Origin of the sequence: Spiroplasma eriocheiris (genome assembly GCF_001029265.1) — a bacterium.
Lineage (GTDB): Bacteria > Bacillota_I > Bacilli_A > Mycoplasmatales > Mycoplasmataceae > Spiroplasma > Spiroplasma eriocheiris.
On the sequence record NZ_CP011856.1, the window covers coordinates 1,336,044 to 1,353,410 of the forward strand.

The 17,367-nt window shown below is 29.3% G+C and carries 14 protein-coding genes; 5 read left to right on the forward strand and 9 right to left on the reverse strand.

Going from position 1 to position 17,367, the window contains the following annotated elements; translation table 4 throughout:
• Positions 1 to 201: 201 nt before the first annotated feature.
• The 3 genes from SERIO_RS06085 to mutM form a co-directional block, all read right to left on the reverse strand.
• Positions 202 to 4,347: an ABC transporter permease gene (locus SERIO_RS06085; RefSeq protein ID WP_047791940.1), complete on the reverse strand. Its 4,146-nt coding sequence runs from the start codon at positions 4,345 to 4,347 to the stop codon at positions 202 to 204.
• 112 nt (positions 4,348 to 4,459) lie between these two features.
• The gene (locus tag SERIO_RS06090; protein WP_047791941.1) at positions 4,460 to 4,870 is read right to left on the reverse strand and encodes a hypothetical protein; all 411 of its coding nucleotides are present in this window, start codon (positions 4,868 to 4,870) and stop codon (positions 4,460 to 4,462) included.
• A 184-nt stretch (positions 4,871 to 5,054) separates the two neighbouring features.
• The gene (mutM, locus tag SERIO_RS06095; RefSeq protein ID WP_047791942.1) at positions 5,055 to 5,885 is read right to left on the reverse strand and encodes a DNA-formamidopyrimidine glycosylase; all 831 of its coding nucleotides are present in this window, start codon (positions 5,883 to 5,885) and stop codon (positions 5,055 to 5,057) included.
• Positions 5,886 to 6,034: 149 nt separating this feature from the next.
• Here mutM and SERIO_RS06100 point away from each other — a divergent pair, with 149 nt between their 5' ends.
• On the forward strand, positions 6,035 to 6,883 hold the full coding sequence (locus SERIO_RS06100) for a hypothetical protein (protein WP_047791943.1): 849 nt from the start codon (positions 6,035 to 6,037) through the stop codon (positions 6,881 to 6,883).
• 27 nt (positions 6,884 to 6,910) lie between these two features.
• Here SERIO_RS06100 and SERIO_RS06105 read toward each other — a convergent pair whose 3' ends face one another.
• From SERIO_RS06105 to rnmV, 5 genes are all read right to left on the reverse strand, one after another.
• Positions 6,911 to 7,996 carry an SLAC1 family transporter gene (locus SERIO_RS06105; RefSeq protein ID WP_047791944.1) on the reverse strand — a complete coding sequence of 362 codons (1,086 nt, stop codon included), beginning with the start codon at positions 7,994 to 7,996 and terminating at the stop codon, positions 6,911 to 6,913.
• A gap of 122 nt (positions 7,997 to 8,118) precedes the next feature.
• Positions 8,119 to 10,728 (reverse strand): DNA polymerase I, encoded by a 2,610-nt coding sequence (gene polA, locus SERIO_RS06110; RefSeq protein ID WP_047791945.1) that lies wholly within the window; start codon positions 10,726 to 10,728, stop codon positions 8,119 to 8,121.
• Between the two features lie 55 nt (positions 10,729 to 10,783).
• Positions 10,784 to 11,533: a GHMP family kinase ATP-binding protein gene (locus SERIO_RS06115; RefSeq protein WP_047791946.1), complete on the reverse strand. Its 750-nt coding sequence runs from the start codon at positions 11,531 to 11,533 to the stop codon at positions 10,784 to 10,786.
• Positions 11,534 to 11,536: 3 nt separating this feature from the next.
• Complete coding sequence (gene rsmA, locus SERIO_RS06120) at positions 11,537 to 12,385, reverse strand: 16S rRNA (adenine(1518)-N(6)/adenine(1519)-N(6))-dimethyltransferase RsmA (protein ID WP_236682146.1); 849 nt, start codon at positions 12,383 to 12,385, stop codon at positions 11,537 to 11,539.
• The gene (rnmV, locus tag SERIO_RS06125) at positions 12,366 to 12,911 is read right to left on the reverse strand and encodes a ribonuclease M5 (RefSeq protein WP_047791948.1); all 546 of its coding nucleotides are present in this window, start codon (positions 12,909 to 12,911) and stop codon (positions 12,366 to 12,368) included. The genes rsmA and rnmV overlap by 20 nt, the downstream gene beginning before the upstream one ends.
• Positions 12,912 to 13,042: 131 nt before the next feature.
• On the opposite strand from rnmV, the gene SERIO_RS06130 reads away from it, so the two are divergent.
• Positions 13,043 to 14,089: a rod shape-determining protein gene (locus SERIO_RS06130; RefSeq protein WP_047791949.1), complete on the forward strand. Its 1,047-nt coding sequence runs from the start codon at positions 13,043 to 13,045 to the stop codon at positions 14,087 to 14,089.
• A gap of 39 nt (positions 14,090 to 14,128) precedes the next feature.
• On the opposite strand, the gene SERIO_RS06135 is transcribed toward SERIO_RS06130, so the two are convergent.
• Positions 14,129 to 15,016 (reverse strand): DNA-3-methyladenine glycosylase family protein, encoded by an 888-nt coding sequence (locus tag SERIO_RS06135; protein ID WP_047791950.1) that lies wholly within the window; start codon positions 15,014 to 15,016, stop codon positions 14,129 to 14,131.
• A gap of 119 nt (positions 15,017 to 15,135) precedes the next feature.
• On the opposite strand from SERIO_RS06135, the gene SERIO_RS06140 reads away from it, so the two are divergent.
• From SERIO_RS06140 to SERIO_RS06150, 3 genes are all read left to right on the forward strand, one after another.
• Positions 15,136 to 15,516: an Ada metal-binding domain-containing protein gene (locus SERIO_RS06140; RefSeq protein ID WP_053040869.1), complete on the forward strand. Its 381-nt coding sequence runs from the start codon at positions 15,136 to 15,138 to the stop codon at positions 15,514 to 15,516.
• Complete coding sequence (locus tag SERIO_RS06145) at positions 15,500 to 15,997, forward strand: methylated-DNA--[protein]-cysteine S-methyltransferase (RefSeq protein WP_053040870.1); 498 nt, start codon at positions 15,500 to 15,502, stop codon at positions 15,995 to 15,997. The genes SERIO_RS06140 and SERIO_RS06145 overlap by 17 nt, the downstream gene beginning before the upstream one ends.
• 245 nt (positions 15,998 to 16,242) lie before the next feature.
• Positions 16,243 to 17,301 (forward strand): rod shape-determining protein, encoded by a 1,059-nt coding sequence (locus tag SERIO_RS06150; protein WP_047791951.1) that lies wholly within the window; start codon positions 16,243 to 16,245, stop codon positions 17,299 to 17,301.
• The last annotated feature ends 66 nt before the right edge of the window (positions 17,302 to 17,367 follow it).

Below are 17,367 nucleotides of genomic sequence, written 5' to 3' on the forward strand. Positions count from 1 at the left end.
GTAACATATAGTGGATAGAAATTTGTTCCAGGGTTTGGAAGGGCCTCCTTTACCTGGTTAAATAATGAGTTTCCGTTCGTAAATAGTTTTTTCATAGTTTTTTCTAGACCTCAAGTTAGCGCTTGAGGTTATTTTTATTTTTAACAATAATAATTAAAGATAATTAAAAACCCAACTTGATCTCAAGTTGGGTTTTTAATTTTATTCTTGTAAAGCATCTAAGACGCGAGTACGTTTTAATGAAATATAACCACCAAGTAATGAAATAATATAGGTTATTAATACAATTATAATAATAATTACAAATAATAACCATGTTTTAATAATTGGTAATACAAATCAACCAACTAACGCTCCGATGACTGCCGCATAAATGAATCAACCAGCTAAGATTCCTAAACCTAAGCCAACGACAATAACTGGGAAATACATTCCTAAAATTGCTTTGGTAATTTCACGATTTCGATAACCTACCACTTTCATTGTTGAAATTAATCGTTTATTTTCTGTAATAATCATATTAGCAGTAAAGACAATAATGATAAAACAGATTGCAATTGCGATTGCTAAAAAGAAATATAACGCAATTGTAATTAAATTAACAAAACTTTCAATAACATGTAATTGTTGTGATAATAAAGCATCAAAAGTTAATCCCGCATAACCATATTGCGGATACATTGTTGTTAAATCCGCACCAGGTCCAAATTCTTGTCCACCACCAAGTGTTAATCTTGTATAGTCTCCCTCATTTTGATGGAGTCCAATACTACTTTGCACATCATCAAGGGCTGTAGAAGTCGTAAATTTGGCGTTTCAAACTGGATATAAGGAATCAAATAGACGGAGATGATTATAAAATTCAAGTTTTTCTGAAGTAGATCAACTATTAACAATTTTAAAATCAATTGTTTGGGTGATGGCATCATATGCTTTGCCATAAAGATAGCTATTATATAACCCTGCTGTATAATTTAATGTTGACGCATTTAAATTACTTAGGTTAAAAATAGGAACTAAATAATCACGTAACTTATCAAAGTTTAAAATTCTTTCAGCATATAATTTCGGACCAATCAAATCACCATTCCCATCTTTAATATTTTCTAAATTTTTAAAACGGGTTTGTTCATTTAAAGTATACATTTTACCATTACCATAGTCTTCATCAATGCCAACCACTTGTACTTGTTGTTCTTTGGTAACGGCACTAGTAAACACTTTATTTTCATAAATCAAATGACCCATTGTTGTTTGGTTCTGAGCATTATTTGAATAATATAGCCGGTGTTCACCTTTATATGCTAAATCACTACCTTTTGATGATTGCACACTGTCCATATATGGTTGAATTGCTAAATCAAAAGTATCACTACCAACTTTAACAGTACTTTGATTTGGTCAAAAGGCATCTCGTAACTGTTGGGTCATTGAATTACCACCAAATCCTTTTTGAATACTTGTGTAATCTAAATCAGAGGTGTTGGTTCCGTTGACATTAAATGGCTCATAGTTTCTAACCCGTGTTCCATTGTAATATTGTAAAGTATCATTATTTGGGGAAATTGTTAAAACATCACCATTTTTTATATTTAGTTTTTTAGCTAGTGCTTGGTTGATTACCACAGGTAATACAGCACTAGGATTACTTAAATCAACTTCGTAATTTTCTAAATTATTAATTAAATTATGACCATGTTCATCATATAAATTAGTTAAATTTAGATAATGAGGATCACCATTGTTATCAACATAATAGTTATAAGGGTTAATTCCATATCCATCAATACTATCTTTGTTTCCATCCATATTATTATGGTTGTTAATCTTTTTAATAACAGGGTTGAAATAAATCGCTGATTGATCAGTATTAGGATTATAAGGAATAGCACCAAACCCAATTCCATATTGAAGGTTTAAGTCCGGACTTGATAATCTTTCCCGCACAAATCATGGCGATCGGGTTAAAACTCCTTCATAACTACATACTCCTGCTGACATTGGTTTTAAGTTAACATCAGAAGGAATTGGGATTTCTTTCCCATCACGGTCGGTAATTTTTTGGGGAATTCCATTAGTATCAACTATTTGGTACCAAATAATTTTCCCTGGTTCATTCGGATCAGGCTGAGCATATTTTAAAGCAAACTCATAAGTTGACATCGTCCCTGCAATCACACTTGAATAATCGGGAAGAGCAATTGAACAAGTAATATAAGCAAATGGTGCCACACTTGGGTCACTATATAATCCAGCATTTTCAGCAGTAATCATTGATTGAATGTAGTCTTTATTATAAAGCAATCAATTTGAATTCTGCAATTGTCCTGACCCAATAACTGACATTAGCACATTCTTTTTAGCCAATTCTAAATTGCTATTAACAATATACGGATCAATATGCACTGGTAATAAGTTATAAGGAGCAATTTTTCCATTAATAGCATCTTGTCCTAAAAACGGATTGTCATCATGGTTCCCAACTGATAAATCATATGTTCGATAAGTTGATAATGGTGAGTTTCAAATTGGTAATTCATAATGGGAAACCCCTTGGTAATCCTTATTTTTATAAGTTTTATCAATCATGGTTGTTAATGATTTGGGAGCAAAAATAGCGGCAGTGATTAACGCACTCCCAATAATTAAGGCAATAAAGGTTATCATCATTCTTCCCAGTGATTTTGTAAAAATTGCAATTTGGAACCGGACATGGAAATTACGACGCGGATTAATTTTTGTTAATGTTCGTTGGATTGTTGATACTAATTTGGTTTGTTTTTGTTCAGCATATAATTTTAAAACATCACCACTAATTGTAAATCATCCAGTAAAGAAAGTAATTAAAACAAGCACCGCAGTAATTAGAATGGCAGAAATTGCAAAAGCCCCCCCGCTCCAATTGAAGCCAGCAAATGGCATCGCAAAGAATTTTTGAAAAGCATTTACTGGTAAATTTTGAATAGCTGTTCCAATGAACCACCCAATTAAACCGCCAATAATCCCAATAGTTAACGGATAAGCACTATATGCCCCAATTACTGTTAGTTTATCATAACCTAATGATTTTAATGTTGCAATTCGTTGACGTGCAAAGGCAATTTGTTTTCTAATTAGCAATACAATAATAAAGAAGGCAATAATTAAAATAATAACTAACCCAATTGTTAATGCTGTTGTATATAACGTTGTCATATCATTCATCATTGAAGTTCGGGGACTAAAACGATAATTTTGATCATAGATCCGGTAAATATATTTTCCTTTATTTCCAGCAGCAAGTGTCATATAATAGTCCATTTGCTTATTTAAAACTTCCGGAGTAAGGCGAGAATCATTTATTTTAATTGAATAATATGTTTCTTTATCTGCAATTGACGATAACGCCATCATATCATTTGTAGGATATTGTTTTCAATATTCCATCGGATAATCATTGGTTGGATCGGCATCACTTCATACTAATCCAAACATTTGTGGGTTAACATAAATTAAGGCATCTTTTTTCGTATCTGGTAAAACAGTAGTTGGGTCAACCATTGGATAAGTAAAATCAGGAGTATAACCAAAGGCAACAATTCTCAGAGGAACAGTTGTTTTAGGATCAATTTTAGTAGGATCACAAGTTAGCTTTCCGTCATCTAATTGGGGACATAGATAGTCTCCTAAGACAAGGTTATTTTGTCTCGCAAAAATAGGGTCAACCACAACATCGTCTTCTGCTGCTCTTGTTGCCACTCCAGTACTATCAATATTCATTCCCCCATAAAGGTGGCCATCATATTGTTGACCATTCATATAGGTTCCCCTTGCAGTAATAATTAAATTATCAACTGTTGGAGTAAAAGGAATTTTTCCATTGGGAGTCAGGTTACTTTTGTTTCCATACGCAATTGTTTTAAATAAATAGTTTTCATTAGCAATTTTTTTATCAAATAATCGTGTTTCCCGGCGAATATAGTCAAAAGTATTATAAACGCTTGGGTATAAACTATTAAAATTTTCTTGGATTTCATACATTACCCGTTGGTTATAATTTCCCTTGACACCGTAATCATTAAAAACATCAGGACCTAATGGATTATTAGGATCAGAAGTTTTGCTAGCAAACTCGGCTTCAAAAATAGCACTATGTAAGCGTCCTTCTTTTATCGCGATATTGTATTCACCTTTCATACGGGTTGTTGTTGTTTGTAAAACAGTAAACCCCACTGCACTAATAATAATTAAAAAAGTTAAAATAATAACTTGGATTCAATTTTTAAAAACATCTTTAAAAACATTTTTAAATAATAAATTAACTCCCCGCATGAAATTTGGCCGATGACTTTTTTTATTAATCTTCATTGTAATATTCCCCCTAGTTTAATAACTATAATATTTTAAAAACATACTTAAAAAGATATTTTTCACATTATGAAAAATAAAATAATAGTAACTTATTTTAAAATAGCAATTATTAAATTAGTAACACCAGATCATTCTCTTGGGCATTAATTAGTTTAAATTGCATAAAATTTAAAAAATTAAAATTAGTAATTTTGCGACAATATAATTGGCTTTCTTCTTTATAATTATCCTTGCTAAAGAACAACGGTCCCTCGTTAAAATTACATTTTTCAATTGTTTCGGCAATATCATTAATCATTTCTCAAAACAGCATTACCCAATTATTTGAAAATAATAAAATAACTAAAAAATTATATAAAAAAGCTTGGTTAATAAACTCTGAAAATGTTTGCGGGCGAAACTCTGTTAATTTTAAATCAGAATTACGATTAATAATGATCTGCGAAAAAAGAGCATTAACTCTTAATGCTGATAAAAAATAATAACCTCAAATAAATGATAATTCAAAATTACCGCCCATAAATTTCTACCTTCTTTGCATGTCCAATAAACTATGTTTACTAACCATTACCTAAAGTATTAATATCTGTTTCCTACTAAATAGTAATTGACTTGTTAAATATAATAGTTATTTTAATAAACCTCACATAAATATTACCTTAAAAAGATCAAATTTAATAATTTTTTTTAATTTTCTTAGTAATTTATTTTAACTTTTGGCAAGTACTGCAATAATATGTTCCCCGCCCATTAATAAAATCTTTAGTAATTAAAGTTTGACAAACATAGCACGGTTGGTTAGCACGGCCATGAACTTTTAAATGTTGTAAAAACTTCCCATCAACACCCGGCTCAGGATGGTAGGTCGCAATAGTTGTGCCCCCTTCGTTAATTGCCGTTGTTAAAACTTTCCGGGTATGATCAATAATATTTTGATAATCAGTTGTTGTTAAATTTTTTGTTTTTTCGCCTGGATGAATTCGTGATTCAAATAAGATTTCATTCGCATAAATATTACCGATTCCCACAATTGTATCTTGTTCCAATAATGTTGTTTTAATAGGCTGCGTTTTTTTCATTCAGCGAGATTGTAAATATTCAACTGTTAGATTAGGGTCAAATGGTTCTAATCCTAGTTTATTTAGTGGTGGGGTAGTTAAATAGATATTTTTAGGATACAAATGCATTGTTCCAAATTTACGAGTATCATGGTAGCGTAATTGGTATTGGTGATTTAACTCAAAAGCCACCATAATGTGTTTTCAATCCCCATCACTATTTTTATCAACAAAATAATATTTTCCTTCCATTCTTAAATGACTAATTAAAACATAATCATCTAAAATAAAAAGCAAATGCTTACCTTTCCGTTCAATATTGTTAATAGTTTGGCCAATAATTTGCTGACTAAATTCGTCAACAGTGGGGTATTTAATAATTTTATTAGTAAAAATTAAACAATCAGTAATTGTCATCCCCTTAATATTTTTTAATAAAATTCGTTTAACTGTCTCGACTTCTGGTAATTCTGGCATAATGTAATACTCACTTTCTACTTTAATTATATTATAGTAAAAAAAATATTAAACTATCTATTTGTCCAAAAAGAAAAAAAGAGAAATTATAATGTTTGAAAAATATTAAGATATAATTAATATATTAATTATAGTTAGGAAGTGAACTTATGCCCGATTGAGGAATTGCAGTGTTGGTAATTGTCGCATTAATTCTTTTTACAATTGCCCTATACAAACCCTTAATGACAAGAATTCGGAATCAAAAATATAAACGTCAAAGAACACTAAACCGTAAAATAACTGTTGATAAAATAACGGATAATCATCAACATTTATTATTAGAAAAAGCAATTAATCGACCATTTTATAAAAAATATTTTGAAAAATTGCCATTAACTTACCCAGTTAAAGAATTAAATAGTAAAGTTGTTTTTAACCTTGATATTATAGAATCAGACTACCAAGATATTATTAACTTACTAGTGCAAAATAGTGATCAAAAATATCGTGAATTATACCAATACTTACTAGATACTAATCTTAACTTACTTTTAACAACAATTTTTTCCCAAATTACAAACCAATTCATTATTCCTAATTTTGAAAAACTAAATGAAGAACGAGAAATTACCAATGATCTTTCAGATGAATATTATGCAAAATGAGTCCTAAGTTTTCGTGAACATACCATCCGCTTTATTTGTGATTATTATCTACCAATTATTTACCAAAATTGTTTAGAATTAATTAAAACTAAGGATGTTGAAAAATATTATATTAATATTACAACGGCGATTAGCACCCGCTTTCAAGAAATTGTTTTCAATAGCTTAGAAAAAGATTTTGTGCAATTAGCTGATCGAATTATTGATTTATACCCAAATATTGGGGATACAATGACTGATGATGAAGCAAAAAGTAAAATTAAACAGATTGCCCACAAATATCGGGTGGATTATGATAAGATTTTTGATCAACATTTAAACCAAGAAAAAATTAAAGAATTGTTAAAATAAAAAGTATCTATTCAATAGATACTTTTTTTAAGCCTTTGCTTTTGTTGCTTGTTTGTTGTTTTTAAAATAATTCATATAATCAGTTACTAATAAATAACTAAATCCGGCAATTAAATAAATAAAGACCCCAGTGGCAATAATTAATTCAATTAATGCTCAGTATTTAAAAGTAGTTAATAACTCGTTTTGCATTGTTGGATTTGTTACTAATTTTGCTAAATACTCACCAAAAATAATTCGACCAACAGCTGACACCGCTAATGGGAATGAGTATCCCGATAATCCCGGATTAAACCATTTGGTGCGGAATGTTTTAAACATTGTAATATAAATAATTAAAGTCATAACTAGTGAGAATGATCCTAAAATAATCATAAAGCTCGGATGTTCTTGGGGAGTATCATTAAAATCGAAGAAATAAGATACTAACATTAGCGAATGCACAGATGTTAAAATTCCCATTGATGGTAGTTCACTATCATGTCCTTTAATAAATAAATAACGGTATCAAATAATCGGAGTAGCAATAATATACATTGCAAAAACAATGTATCACAATACTTGTAAAAATAATGTATAATGATCACCTAATTGTTGGGCAGGAATTACATTGGCTGCCGCAATTCCGACAGGTGGTACATACCATGAGGCATCAACATCAGCTCATTTAAATGTTCAACATTTTAAAATAAATCAAAATAGAAAATGTGAAAGCTGAATAATTAACCCCAGGTACCACACAATTAATCCAAAGTAATATACTCCTCCAGAATGTAAGTAAGTACCAGTTGCGGATTTATCTTGGTATCCTAAAATAAATGCTCCAATTGAAATAATTACCATTGGAAAAACTGCAAAATGAGAAGAAGCAATGGCATCTTTCAACAAATGATTTCATGTTCACTTTGGATCACCCAGCATTTTAATAATTCCTAGTAATACAAATAAACATGCAAGGGTCATTGTTAATTTGGGTACTCAATTTGCTTCAAAACTAAAGCCCCCACCCTGATTAGCAAATAATGTTCAACCAGTTCCTAAGGTAGTTAAACCTAGTGCGACACCAACAATTGCAAATGGAATTGGACTAACGATATTCTTTTTTGTTTGCATAAATCTCCTTTTCTATCTTTATAATAAAATAACAACAAAAATAATTATATAATTTTTAAATTATTTTTGTTAAAAAATAACAAGATTTTTCATTATTTATCTATCCTAATTAATAAATCTTGTTATTTTAACTCATATCAACTATAACCAGTTTTCATATCAACGATTAGTTTAACATCTAGTTTCGTTGAATTTTCCATCAGTTCTTTAACAATAGTTTGCACTTGGGTTAGTTCATCTTTAACAACTTCAAAAATTAATTCATCGTGAATTTGAGCAATTATTTTTGATTGCAAATGTAATTCTTTAAATTTTTGATCAATATTTTTTAAAGCAATTTTAATAATATCTGCTGCGCTTCCTTGAATAGGCATGTTCATTGCGACACGTTTCCCGAATTCTCGTTGCATATAATTATGGTCATTAATCTCTGGAACATAACGTTTCCGGTTAAAAATTGTTGTGACATACCCATTTTTTTTACAAAATTCAACCTGGGCATCAATAAATTTCTTAATAGTCGGAAACTGACTATAGTAATTAGCAATAATTTCTTTTGCCTTAGTCACCGAGATATTTAAATCATTCGCTAACCCAAAATCACTAATACCATAGATAATTCCAAAATTAAAGGCCTTAGCACTACGCCGAATATTTGGAGTAATTTGTTCTTTTGGTAAATTAAAAATTTTCATCGCTGTGTTGGTATGAATATCTTCACCCCGGTTAAAGGCAGCAATTAAATCAGCATCTTTTGACATATGAGCTAGAATTCGTAATTCAATTTGCGAATAATCACAAGATAATAAAATATTATTATTGTTAGAAACAGTAAAAATTTTGCGGACTTCTCGTTGAACTTCATCACGAATACTAATATTTTGCATATTAGGTTCAACAGAAGATAACCGTCCGGTGTTTGTTAATGTTTGTTTATAAATTGTATGGACTTTACCATCTTTAAAAATGTATTTTTCCATTCCTTTTAAGTATGTTGAATATAGTTTTTGATATTTCCGATAATCTAATATTTTTGCCACAATTGGATGGGCTAACTTAATTCCTTCCAAAACTTCTTGAGCAGTTGATCCTTTTTTATAATCTGGTAAAGCTAAATCTTTAAATAATAATTCAGAAACCTGTTTTGGCGAATTAGGGTTAATTTCGCGATTACTCATTGTATTAATTTCTTCGTTCAAATTATTAACAATTTGTTCAATTCGTAAGGTTTGGCGTTGTAATTCTTCACGGTCAACTTTAACCCCGTTAATTTCCATTTGAGCCAATGCAAAAGCGGTTGGTAATTCAATATCATAATATAACTCATATTGTTCGTTTGTTTTTAATAAATTAATAATTTGGTCATGCAGAGTATAAATATAATTAGCTTTTTCACAAATAAAATGACTTAATCGCGTTAAATCATTTGGAATTTCTTTTTTAACCCCTTTCCCATAAAATAACTCGTCACTTAAAATTTGTTTATTAGAAAATAACTTAATATAAGAATCAAAGGAATTCTTAATATTAGAATTATAAACATAACCAGCAAGCATCATGTCATAAGTAATGTTATTAATACTAATATTTGAACGGTGTAAACTAACAATTAAACTTTTTGCATTATATGTTCATTTTTCGAATTGCGAATCGGTTAAAAATTCTAAAAATGCTTGGTCAAATTTAGCAATGTTAAAATCATAGTAAAAAATACCCTGGCTATTAATAATTGCAAAGGCAATGATTTCAGATAAATGGTAGTTTTCATCAAAAAGTTCTAAATAAACAACATTGTGGTTAGCTTGATACTCTTTCTTTCATTCTTCAATAATGTTAACTTTAAGCTGATCATTAATCTTTTCTTCTTTACCATTAAATAATTTACTTACAAACGAATTCATATTATATTTTAAATAAAAATCAATTAATTTGTTATGGTCAGGATTAATAGGTGCAAAACTAAAATTAGTTAAAGCAACATCACAAACTATTGTTGCTACCTGTTTACATAATAAAGCATCATCTTTTGCCATAGCTAAATTATTATGTAAACTTCCCTTAATTTCATCAATATGTTGATATAAATTTTCTAAGCTCCCATATTCTTTAACTAATTTAATTGCGGTTTTTTCACCAACACCAGGTACTCCTTTTAAATTATCAGAAGGATCACCCATCAAACCTTTTAAATCGGGAACTTGGTTCGGAGTAATTCCTCATTTTTCGTGCAAAGCTTTTTCATCAATAATTTCAATATTAGAAATTCCCTGCTTAGTTACTAATACATTAGTTTTGGGAGAAATTAATTGGAAAAGGTCCTTATCGCTGGATAAAATGTCAACATAATAATTCTCAGTTTCGGCTAATTTTGATAAACACCCAATTAAATCATCCGCTTCATAACCGTCCTGTTCTAAATAAGGAATATTATAATTATCCAGATATTCTTTAACAATTGGGAACTGGGTTATTAATTCCTGAGGGGTTTTACTACGTCCCTCCTTATAATTAGCTAGTAAATCATGGCGAAAATTCTTTTTATTTTTATCAAACGCAACAACTACTGAATAATAGTTATTTTCTTTTAAGATTTTATTTAGCATATTGGCAAAAGCATACACAGCATTGGTAGGTGTCCCATCCATACTTTTCAACATTTCTCCCCCATATGCCGTTGCATAAAAAGCTCGGAACACTAACGAGTTCCCATCAATTAATAAAACTTTATTCACTTCGCCACTCTCCTTTAAAATTAATTATAGCGGATATCTTTCAAAATAGTTGTGATTATCAAACTAAAAATGACCCACCACTGCCAGCTAATAAAACATGGCTATATTGTTTTGTTAAATTATGATGGAATTCTTTTAATTTTTGGTTAATCTTTAACGCTGGTTTTTCTAACATGTTGAAATATTTTTCGGGAAAAACCCGATTTCTTTTTTTATAATATGAATAATCCAAATCAAATTCAGCATAAACATCCTTTGTGATTGAAGGAATGTTACTAATAATAACCTTTCAATTTGGAAGCTGATACTTTGTAATTTGGTGTTTAGATAATAACCGAATCTGATTACCATAACCCAAAATACGAGCTGGTTTTTGATAATAAAAAAATAAGGCATCACAAGATAAACTTTTAATTAAATTTAAAATTTTTTTACTATTAAAATCAATTTTAAAAATCCGACATAACAATTTAATGGTTGCGACCTGGTTACTACTTGAATAACCTAGCCCAGAACCAACTGGTGTTTTTTTATCTAAAAAAATATCAATCCCAATTGCATTAAATTCAGGAAACTCTCGTAAAAAAGCTTGGTAGGCTTTAACAATTGTATTTTCATTATTATTTAATTCCAAAAGATTACACTCAAACTTAAATTGCTGTGTACTATTTTTTTTAACAATAATAATATCAAATAGTTCTTGATAGGGAAACATAATCGAATTAATTTTATGCAAGTTTCGTTTTCGATTATTTTTATAAACTTTTAAAGTTAAATTAACTTTCCCATATGATTTGATTTCCATCTATTAAGACTCCTCTTCATTAATTTTATTATATAACAGATAGAAGTCATTTAAAGTTAAATTTTCAGAACGTAAATTATGACTATATTTTAAACTAGTTAAAATAGTTTCTGCTTGTCTTTTATTTTTTAAATAATTACCTAAATTATTTAAAATTGTTTTTCGTTTTGTACTAAACATTGAACGAATAAATTCTAGAAATGATCCTTCATTTTTTATATCATGGTATTTTTTATTAAAAGTAAATTTTAAAACAATACTATCAACTTTTGGGACCGGAACAAAATTATTTTTGCCAACTAAAGTAACCTTCTCAATGTCACAATAAAATTGGCAAACAATCGATAAATTATTATAACTCTTTGTATTTGGTTGAGCTAAAATTCGTTCTCCCACTTCTTTTTGCATCATCAACACAAAAGATTTTACCTTTGGATTTGTTATTTTTAATAATTTAAAAATAATTGGTGAAGTAATATAGTATGGAATGTTAGAAATAATATTAACTTCTTGAAGATTAGAAAATTCTTCAGCCACCAACTGGTCTAAATTTGTTTTTAAAATATCTTGGTGGATTACCTTAAAATTTTTAACGGTTTGATATTTATTAATAAGAAAATCAATTAAATTATCATCAATTTCAATAGCAACAGTTTTGGCAGCTTTATAAATAATTTCCGCCGTTAAAGCTCCCATTCCCGGACCAATTTCAATAATTCCCTGGTCAGAATCACCAAGAACACTATCAATAATTAAATTAATAATATGTTTATTAGTCAAAAAATTTTGACCAAATCTTTTTTTGGCATAAATATTATGTGTTATCATTTCTTTATTTTGTTGTGCCATCATTAATTTGCTCCTTTAAAATTTCTTGAACTTTTGTTTTATTAACCCCCATTAAATTTAATCATTTATACAAAGTTTTATTATTAACTTTTGTAAAGTGTAAATTTTGACTAAGATAATCGCGTTTTGGTTTGCTATCTACTAATATAATATAATCGTGCCAAGAAAGACTCGGTTCTTGGTTAGAATTAAAATGAACAACACTTGCCAGGGCTTTTTTAATTGTTTCTGGAACTGCTTGGGCAATCCCAACCTTATTATTTTTAATTGCTAGATTCTTATCAATAAAAGCATGCGAACATTTATTATCTAGATAGTCACTTACTATTTGTCGAATTTTTTGGCCAGGATAATCAGGGTCAGTAAAAATTATAATTTGATGAGTTAAGCTTAACTGTTTGATGCGTTGTAAAATAGACCCATCAATTGCACTGCCATTTGTTTCAACACAAGTCAAATTTGGGTAAATACTCTGAATTTTATTGGTATCTGTTTTACCTTCAACAATAATTATAATATTATCTCACATATTCTCCCTCACTAAAACTAGTTGCAATATATTTTCTTTTTATTTATACCATTTTTATAGTATAATTACATTAGACTATTATATTAAAATAAATATTTTATTTATATATAAGAGTAGGAGGCAAAGAAAAGATGGCTAATTATAAATTTGGAAAAGAATATTCATTTTTAGCATTAGATTTAGGAACTGCAAATACTGTCGCGTATGTCGCTGGCCAAGGAATTGTCTATAATGAACCATCAATGATGGCATATGACACCTTAAGTAATTCATTAGTAGCATTAGGAGAAGAAGCTTATAAAATGATTGGGAAAACTCATGATCATATTAAAATGGTAACTCCTTTAGTGGACGGAGTTATTTCGGACATGGATGCTGCACAAGACTTATTAAAACATATTTTTGGTAGATTAAAAATGACTGGTATCTGAAAAAATTCATTAGTAATCCTAGCTTGTCCTAGTGGTGTTACTGAATTAGAACGCAGTGCTTTAAAAGCAATTGCTAAGGATATGGGAGCTAGTTATGTTTTAGTTGAAGAAGAAGTTAAACTAGCCGCATTAGGAGCCGGTATTAATATTGGACTTGCCCAAGGTAATTTAGTTATCGATATTGGGGGAGGAACAACAGATATTGCCATCTTATCAGCTGGGGATATTGTTAAGTCGAAATCAGTAAAAGTGGCAGGAAAACACTTTGATCAAGAAATCCAAAAATATATTCGGGCAGAATACAATGTTTTAATTGGAATCAGAACCGCTGAACAAATCAAAAAAGATATTGGAGCATTGGTTAAAATTGTTAATGAAAAACCAATTCGTGCTTTTGGTCGTGATATTATTACTGGTTTGCCACGAGAAGTTATGATCAAGCCAGAAGAAATTAAAAATGTGTTATTAGCACCATTCTCAAGAATTACTGATTTATTAGTGGAAGTTTTAGAAGAAACACCACCAGAATTAGCAGGAGATGTTATTCGTAATGGAATCACCATTTGTGGAGGTGGTGCCTTAATTCGGGGAATTGTTAAATATTTTGAATCAATTTTCCAATTAAAAGTTAGAGCCGCTCAAGATCCCCTAATGTGTGTGATTGATGGGGCAAAAACTTATGAAAAAAATTTAGGCGCAGTTATTGAAAGAATCGAATTATTAGAAGCAAAAGAATATAAAATTTAAATTAGAGTTAAAGGATGAGTAATCCTTTTTTATTTTAAATTAATACAACACTCTTCATAAATAAAAAACAGCATAACGACACCACTGTTGATAACGTTCTTGTAAGGCTAGTAAAAAACTATCTTCAATTTTTTCTAAATTGAGTAAGGTTTTTAAACAATTATTTAATCCTACATCTTTAAATAAGATAACATCATTTTGTTTTAATGATCGAATCAAAATATAGTTTGCAGACCAAATCCCTAAACCTTTAATACTAGTAATAAATTTAATCTTTTCCGCGGCGGTGGAAAAACTATTAAATACTTCCTGACTAATTTCATGGTTAACAAACATTGTTGTCACTAACTTAATAGTATTAATTTTATTTTTAGATAACCTTAATTTTTGAAAATCTTCAAAACTTACTGTTTCTAATACTTTGGGAGTCGGAAAAACAAATAATGTTAAATCTTTGTGTTTAATTGCTCGCCCATATTTTTTAACAAGCTCACTTTTAATACTATAAGCAAATTTCATATTAATTTGTTGACCAATAATTGTTCACATAAATGCTTCATATAAATTTAAATAACTATACGCACGAAAGCCAAGATGATCTTGATAAATTAACTTTAAAATCGGATCCTGGGCACTAAATAAATAAAAACCTGGTAAGTCATAATTTAAATCTAATAATTCAATAACGTAATTTAAAATATTATCCTTCTGGTCTTGTCCTAATGGTAGGGAATGGTAAACATCAATTACCAAATTATCTAAACTAAAAATTTCTAAAACAAAAATTTCATTTTTAAATGGGAGCGCTAGCACTAAAGTTTGGTGTTGTTGATCATAATGAAAACAAATATCATCTTGATAAACAAAGAAAGTTTTTTCGTTGCTATCTCAATCATAATGATAGTTAGTCATAATTCTCGTTTTCATTCAAATCACCTCTTCTTTAACTATATCTCAAATTAACCGAAAAAACTTTACTTCTAATTCAAGAAAACTTCTTTTGCATTTATTATTGTGTAAAATATAACTAAAGGATGGCGAATAGAATGAAACCAACAATGAACCAGTACCAAGCAATTATTAATTGTCAAGAAAATGATGATTACTATTACGCAGTTAAAACCACAAAAATATTTTGTCGTTTTAGTTGTAAATCAAAGGCCCCAAATCTTAATAATATTTTAATTTTTGCAAAAAATTCTAAAAATCTAGCTAATTTTCGTCCTTGTAAACGTTGTGAACCGCTAAACCCTCAACCCACTAATATAATTGATAAGTTTAAAAACTATCTTAAAAATTGTCAAACAAAAATAACTCTTGAGCAATGTGCAAAAGCACTAGGTTATAATACTAGTTATTTATCAAGAAATCTTGCCCAACACGGGATTAAATTTAAGGAGTATCTTAAAAATGAAATCAATAATTAAGTATTGAAATACAGAAAAAAATGGTTTAACTCTAACAATTGGGACTTTTAATGACAAAATTTGCTATCTTGGTTTACAAAATGATGAAATTACGACATGGTTTGATAATCATAAATTTATTTTAGAACACCAACCTAGCCTACTCCCAAGTGAAATTACTCAATTACTAGATGATTTTTTTGCTAAAAAACCATTACAGCTAACTTTAGATAATTTTTATTTAACTGGCAGTGAATTTCAAAAAAAAGTTTGAAATGAATTAATTAAAATTAAAGCTGGCGAAACAATTACTTATAGTGATCTTGCCCAAAAAATTAATCACCCAACAGCAGCCCGCGCGGTCGCTAGCGCCGTTGGAAAAAACCCCATTTTATTATTAATTCCTTGCCACCGGGTTATTGGTAAAAATAATAACCTTTATAAATTTCGTTCCGGCGGAGAAATTAAAAAGCAACTTCTAAATTTTGAAAATAATAACTAAAACTTATTGTTTTAATTTTCAAAAATTACCAAATAGAAATAAATGTTTAAAAAAAAGTTTTTATTTAAAAAAGTATTTGTAAAACAGATTATAATATGTATAATAAAATTACTTGGTATTGATAGTAAGAAAAATATTATTTGATATCTAAGGAATAAAGAGAATATATAAGAAGTTACAAGATATTTATATTGAAATTTTATTTTTAAAATAGAATGAGGCAATATGAAAGGAGACAATCATAGATGACTATAACAGACGTATTAAAAAATACATTTAATATTTCTCCTAAACCACCTCGTAAATTTATTGCAATTGACTTAGGGACAACAAATTCAATTGCTTACATTGGAGGAAGAGGAATTATTTATAATGAAGCATCAGTGATGGCTTATGAAACAGGAACTAAAAAACTAGTTGCCCTAGGAGAAGATGCTCGTAAATTAATAGGAAAAACACATGATAAAATTGAAATTTATACTCCCTTAAGAAACGGTGCAATTACTGATTTAAGAATTGCCGAAGAATTTATTCAACATATTGGAAACCGTGCCAAAGTTCAAGATGTTTGAAAAGGCTCAATTGTCTTAATTGCATGTCCAAAAAGTGTTACCGAATTAGAACGTCGCGCAATGGTTGAAATGTGTAAACATTTAGGCGCTGATCTTGTTCAAGTTGAAGAAGATACCCTAATGGCTGCGTTAGGAGCTGGGGCCAACATTTTCGCTCCAAAAGGAACTTTTATTTTAGACATTGGTGGGGGTAAAACCAGTGCGGGAATTATCTCTGCTGGGGGAATTGTTGTAAGTAAATCAATTAAAATTGCAGGAAATTATATCGACGAGGAAATTTTAAAATATATTCGGGCAAAACATACTATCTCAATTGGAGTAGTAACTGCTGAACAAATCAAAAAACAAATTGGTTCTTTATACAAAGGCAAAGAAACAAAAAAAATGGTAATCTTTGGTCGTGATGTAGTTACTGGAATGCCAAAAGAAACCGAAATCTTAGACTCTGAAATTAGAAAATTATTAATTAGTATTTTTTCTTCAATTACTCAATTAGTTACTGATATTTTAGAATCAACACCAGCTGAATTAGCCGGTGATGCAGTAATGAACGGGTTACTAGTCAGCGGTGGATGTGCACAAATTAGTGGATTAAAAGAATTTTTAGAAAGTTACTTCCAAATCCCAGTTAAAATTGCTAAAAATCCACAAACTGCTGTTATTGATGGATGTATCGCTTATGAAAAAGAAATTAGAGATCGCTTAATTGAAGAAAATAAAAAAAATAAATAAATCACTTCATGTGATTTTTTTATTTCACGATATAATAATTAATATAAAATAATTATCAATAAAGGA